General features: G+C 67.7%; 6 protein-coding genes. 4 read left to right on the forward strand and 2 right to left on the reverse strand.

What is annotated here, in order from left to right:
• On the forward strand, positions 1 to 1167 hold a 1167-nt coding region (locus FKP22_RS20420), incomplete at its 5' end, for an NAD-dependent succinate-semialdehyde dehydrogenase (RefSeq protein ID WP_141289531.1).
• Between the two features lie 3 nt (positions 1168 to 1170).
• Here the strand turns inward: FKP22_RS20420 and FKP22_RS20425 are convergent.
• Both FKP22_RS20425 and FKP22_RS20430 read right to left on the reverse strand, forming a co-directional pair.
• Positions 1171 to 1788 carry a DUF4337 domain-containing protein gene (locus tag FKP22_RS20425; RefSeq protein WP_141289532.1) on the reverse strand — a complete coding sequence of 206 codons (618 nt, stop codon included), beginning with the start codon at positions 1786 to 1788 and terminating at the stop codon, positions 1171 to 1173.
• A gap of 92 nt (positions 1789 to 1880) precedes the next feature.
• Complete coding sequence (locus FKP22_RS20430) at positions 1881 to 2540, reverse strand: dihydrofolate reductase family protein (RefSeq protein WP_141289533.1); 660 nt, start codon at positions 2538 to 2540, stop codon at positions 1881 to 1883.
• Positions 2541 to 2695: 155 nt separating this feature from the next.
• On the opposite strand from FKP22_RS20430, the gene FKP22_RS20435 reads away from it, so the two are divergent.
• From FKP22_RS20435 to FKP22_RS33990, 3 genes are all read left to right on the forward strand, one after another.
• A complete protein-coding gene (locus tag FKP22_RS20435; protein WP_141289534.1) occupies positions 2696 to 3181 on the forward strand; it encodes a MaoC family dehydratase in 486 nt (161 codons plus the stop codon).
• Positions 3182 to 3302: 121 nt separating this feature from the next.
• Entirely contained in the window at positions 3303 to 3989 is a 687-nt protein-coding gene (locus FKP22_RS20440) for a response regulator (RefSeq protein ID WP_141289535.1), read from the forward strand.
• Between the two features lie 62 nt (positions 3990 to 4051).
• Positions 4052 to 5208, forward strand: a 1157-nt coding sequence (locus FKP22_RS33990) for a sensor histidine kinase (RefSeq protein ID WP_233446906.1), incomplete at its 3' end; no start/stop codon positions are given.

The following is a 5208-nucleotide window of genomic DNA, read 5'->3' on the forward strand; positions in this document are numbered from 1 at the left end:
CAGGAACAAGGCAAGCCGCTGGCAGAAGCCAAGGTGGAAGCCCTGTCCTCGGCCGACATCATCGAATGGTTCGCCGACGAAGGCCGCCGGGTCTACGGCCGCGTCGTGCCATCGCGCAACATTGCCGCGCAGCAGCTGGTGCTCAAGGAGCCGGTCGGCCCCGTCGCCGCGTTCACGCCATGGAATTTCCCGATCAACCAGGTGGTGCGCAAGCTCTCGGCCGCGCTGACCACCGGCTGCTCCATCATCGTCAAGGCACCGGAGGAAACCCCCGCCTCGCCGGCCGCGCTGCTGCAGGCCTTCGTGGACGCAGGCGTGCCGGCCGGCGTGATCGGCCTGGTCTATGGCGACCCGGCCGAGATTTCCAGCTACCTGATCCCGCACCCGGTGATCCGCAAGATCACCTTCACCGGCTCCACCCCGGTCGGCAAGCAGCTGGCCTCGCTGGCCGGCCTGCACATGAAGCGCGCGACGATGGAGCTGGGCGGCCACGCGCCTGTCATCGTGGCCGAAGACGCGGACGTGATGCTGGCCGTCAAGTCGGCCGGTGCCGCCAAGTTCCGCAACGCCGGCCAGGTCTGCATCTCGCCCACGCGTTTCCTGGTGCACAACAGCATCCGCGCCGAGTTCGCGCAAGCGCTGGCCGCCCACGCGTCCAGCCTGAAGGTGGGCGACGGCCTGGCCGATGGCACGACCATGGGCCCGCTGGCCAACCCGCGTCGCCTGGCCGCGATGGCCAAGATCACCGAAGACGCGCTGAGCAAGGGCGCGAAGGTCGCCGCCGGTGGCGAGCGTGTCGGCAGCAAGGGCAACTTCTACGCCGCCACGGTGCTGGACGAGGTGCCGCTGGAAGCCGACATCTTCAACGAAGAGCCGTTTGGCCCGATCGCCGGCATCCGCGGCTTCAACACGCTGGACGAGGCCATCGCCGAATCCAACCGCCTGCCGTTCGGCCTGGCCAGCTATGCCTTCACCAGGTCGCTGAAGACGCTGCATGAGCTGTCGCAGCGGCTGGAAGTCGGCATGCTGTGGGTCAACCAGCCGGCTGCCCCGGTGCCCGAGCTGCCGTTCGGTGGCGTGAAGGACTCGGGCTACGGGTCCGAAGGTGGCCCGGAAGCGCTGGACGCCTACCTGGTGACCAAGACGGTCAGCGTGATGAACGTCTGAGGTTCACGAGAGAAGTTTCGTCAGCGTGTCCGGGTGCACGGCCCAGCCGAGCAGCCCAGACAGGCCCATCAGCACGCCCGCGCCGATGGGCAGCCACGAGACCCAGTACATCCACCACAGCCGGGTCAGCGCGGTGACCGCGAGCAGCGAGATGGCGATGGCCAGCGCGGCGTCGGACAGATCGAACTGGTCGTCGCGGTAGTTCAGGCTGTCGTAGGTCTTCTGGTCCTCCGCGGCGGCGGCGCTCAGCGTCTGCTTCTTCTGCGCTTCCTGCGCCGCCTTGGCCTCATAGCGCTGGATCGCCTCGTCATAGCCGGCCGCCTTGTCGGCTGGCGCGGAGGCCTTGGCCAGTTTCAGCTGCGTGACGCTGGCCTCGGCCACGTCCTGGCGGATGTTGCGCGCCTGGTAGAAGTTCCAGTGGTCCAGCTTGTCGGCCTGGGCCTGCTGCATGGCCTGCACGATGTTGTCGTCCTTGACCTTGCAGATGCCCATGAACGTGGCCAGCAGCGCAACGGTGATGGCGACAAAGGTGTTGAGCCTTGCGCTCTTGCGGTCCGAGCGGCGCTCGGCCGCATCGTCCTCGTCGTCGGTCTTGATCAGGTCTTGTGGGTCGATGTCCATGGGGCGGTGCTGGGCTGGGAAACTCTGGCCGGTGAGCCGGTCTTGCAGGTGAGTGAACGCGCCCGGCCGTGGTGCGGAAGACCAGCAACCTGTCAGCTCGCTGTCGGCCCGCGCCGCGTCAGCACCACGTGCGTCGCATGCGGGCTGCAGACCCGCTCGGTGCATTCGAAGCCCAGCGCCGGCAGGTCGATGCCGGCCAGCAGGGCTTCGCCTGAACCGAGCAGCGCATTGCCCAGTGCCAGGTGCATCTCGTCGACCAGGCCGGCCTGCAGGTACTGGCGGATGGTGGCGACGCCGCCGCCAACGCGCACGTTCTTGCCGCCTGCTGCAGCCTTCGCGCGTTCGAGGGCGGCGTGGATGCCGTCGGTGACGAAGTGGAAGCTGGTGCCGCCTTCCATCTCGATGGACTCGCGCGGGTAGTGCGTCAGCACGAAGACCGGCACGTGGTAGGGCGGGTTGGTGCCCCACCAGCCCTTCCATTCGTCGTCGGGCCACTCGCCGCGCACCGGGCCGAACATGTTGCGGCCGAGGATCCAGGCACCGATGTTGGCGAAGCCGCGGGCGGCGAAGTCTTCGTCTGGGCCGGTGTCGCCGCCGTTGCCGCCGTGCATGGCCTGGAAGGTGCGCGTGGTGAAGGCCCATGTCATCAAGGCCAGGCCGCCAACGCCCAAGGGGTTGTCGAGGCTTTGGTTCGGGCCGGCGCTGTAGCTGTCAATCGAGACGCCGATGCTGCTGACGATGAGCTTGGACATGGGTGAAGTTCTCCTGGTGGTGTTTTCGCCAATGCCGTCTTGTCGCGCTTGAGACAGGTTCGGCCTGGGTTCCCGCCTAGGCTTGGCGGCGAGGCCGCATGGTAAGTTTTTGCAGGCCCGAACGGCCTCCCAGATCCTCCCGATTGCATTGCCCCATGAGCCCTGAACCCGCAGTTTCCGCGACGCCGCCGACCCGCATCGCCCACCTCGCCGACCTGGCAAGCCGCGTCGGCGAAACGCTGGGCAACAGCGGCTGGATCACCATCGACCAGGCGCGCATCGACCGCTTCGCCGAAGCGACCGGCGACCACCAGTGGATTCATGTCGACCGTGAGCGGGCGGCGCAAGGGCCGTTCAAGACGACGATTGCCCATGGCTTCCTGACGCTGTCGCTGCTGCCGTGGATGTTCGAGCACGGCTTCGAGGTCGACGACGTGCGCATGGGCGTCAACTACGGGCTGAACCGGGTGCGGTTTCCGGCCCCGGTACCGGTCGACAGCCGGTTGCGCGGGCATTTCAAGTTGCTGGGCTACGAGCCGCTGGAAGGTGGGGCGCAACTCCTGGTCGAGGTCACCATCGAGGCCGAAGGCGGTGCCAAGCCGGTCTGCGTGGCAGAGTCCATCACCCGGCGTTACATCTGACCTGGTATCGACTGATGATGTAAGGGGACAAACGGCGGGCAAACACGGGATGAGACAGCCGAAAAAACGTGCTGTCACGGTACGATGTGCTTGTGCTCACCCTGCCGTACCGTGCCTTCCGATGAAAGTCCTGCTGGTCGATGATCATCCGCTGATCCTGTCCGCCCTGAAGGCGATGATGGAAAGCATCAAACCGGGCGTGCAGGTCACCGCGCTGTCCAGTGGCAGCGCCACCCGCCGTTCGCTGGCGGTGGACCATGACTACGACCTGGTGCTGCTGGACCTGCAGCTTGGCGATGCGCTGGGTTTCGAACTGCTGGGCGAACTGCGCCGCAGCTACCCTGACATGCCGGTGGTCGTGATCTCGGCCTCCGACCGTTCCAGCGACGTGATCCAGGCCATCGACCTCGGTGCGATGGGCTTCCTGCCCAAGCGCATGAGCACCGAGGGCCTGTCCGACGCGCTGCGCCTGGTGATGGACGGCGGCATCTTCGTGCCCACGATGTCGCTCGGCAGCACGCCGGCGGCCGAGACGCCGGCGGCCGAGCCGTCTGACGACGATTCTGCCTACCAGACGTTGCCTTCCTTCGAACGCCTGGGCCTCACGCCGCGCCAGGCCGATGTGCTGAGCATGCTGCTGCAGGGCAAGCCGAACAAGGACATTGCACGCCGCCTGGGCCTGTCGGTCGAGACGGTGAAGGACCATGTGCAGGCGGTGCTGCGCGCGCTGGGCGTCAGCTCCCGCACCCAGGCCGTGTTGGCCGTCGGCCAGATGACCCGCCAGCGCCGCGCTCCGGCGGCCGAGTGAGAGCCGAAGGAAACGCCGGGCCGCCCCAAGTTTCCGTGACCCCCGCGGGGGGCGGGTCGGGCATGGCCCGGCCCTGGGGGCATGCTGAATCGGACGCCCTGCTCGCGGAGCAGGTGGACTCGCTGTTTTCGTTTGCGCCTGCGGCCGCCTTTGGCAGTGCGCTGGGCATCATCGTGATGCTGATGCTGTTCCACAGCGTGGCCCCGCCCGAATGGCTGTGGCCCTGGGGTGCGTTGACGCTGCTGCTGTGGAGCGCGCGCGCGGGCCAGGCGTTGCTGTGGCACCGCTTGCCGATCTCGCCGCAGACCAATGTCGAGCTGCTGCGCTGGCGCCTGGGTTGCTACCTGATGACGCTGGGCTCGGGCGCGCTGTGGGGCGTTTCCACCTGGCTGTTCTTCGACCATGCGGACCCACTGTCGCAGGCGGTGCTGGTCATCATCATCTTCAGCTTCTGCATTGCCGCGGTGCCCATCCTGGCGCACAAGCCGCCGGTCTTCTACGGCTATCTGGCGCTGGCCTTCGGGCCGCTGGTGCTGCGGGTGGCCATGTCGGGCCAGGATAGGGCGGCCGTGCTGACGGGCGTGCTGCTGCTGATCCTCGGCTCGATGATGGTGCTGGGCCGCAGCACGCGGCGCGAGTTCGAGCGTGGCGTGGCGCTGAAGCAGGAAACCCAGGCCTTGCTGGCCCAGCTGCGCGAGGAAAAGCAGGCAGCAGATGCCGCACGCCAGGCCGCCGAGCTGGCCAACAAGGCCAAGACCCGCTTCTTCGCCGCCGCCAGCCATGACCTGCGCCAGCCGCTGCACGCGATGGGCCTGTTCGCCGAAGCGCTGCGCGGCCGCGTCGGGCCCGACCCGGAAGTGCAGCGCCTGGCCGCCAGCATCAACAGCGCGGTCGATGCGCTGGAGGGCCTGTTCTCCGAGCTGATGGACATCACCCGCATCGACAGTGGCGGCGTGCAGGTGCGGCCCGAGCACGTCAACGTCGGCGAACTGTTCCAGCGCCTGAAGCTGCACTTCGAGCCGGTGGCTTTCGACAAGGGCCTGTCGCTGCATTTCCGCGGCGGCCAGCACCATGTGCATGCCGACCCGGTGCTGCTGGAGCGCGTGGTGCGCAACCTGCTGTCCAACGCGATCCGCTACACCGAGGACGGCGGCGTGCTGGTGGCTGCGCGGCGCCGCGGCAGGCAGCTGCGGCTGGAGGTCTGGGACAGCGGGCGCGG

This window comes from Ideonella azotifigens (genome assembly GCF_006519715.1).
GTDB lineage: Bacteria > Pseudomonadota > Gammaproteobacteria > Burkholderiales > Burkholderiaceae_C > Ideonella > Ideonella azotifigens.

Excerpts from the sequence above, each read along its gene's own strand:
- FKP22_RS20435 (WP_141289534.1), top strand. The coding sequence starts at position 2,696 with ATGAGCCCTGAACCCGCAGTTTCCGCGACGCCGCCGACCCGCATCGCC.
- FKP22_RS20440 (WP_141289535.1), top strand. The coding sequence starts at position 3,303 with ATGAAAGTCCTGCTGGTCGATGATCATCCGCTGATCCTGTCCGCCCTG.
- FKP22_RS20425 (WP_141289532.1), bottom strand. The coding sequence starts at position 1,788 with ATGGACATCGACCCACAAGACCTGATCAAGACCGACGACGAGGACGAT.
- FKP22_RS20430 (WP_141289533.1), bottom strand. The coding sequence starts at position 2,540 with ATGTCCAAGCTCATCGTCAGCAGCATCGGCGTCTCGATTGACAGCTAC.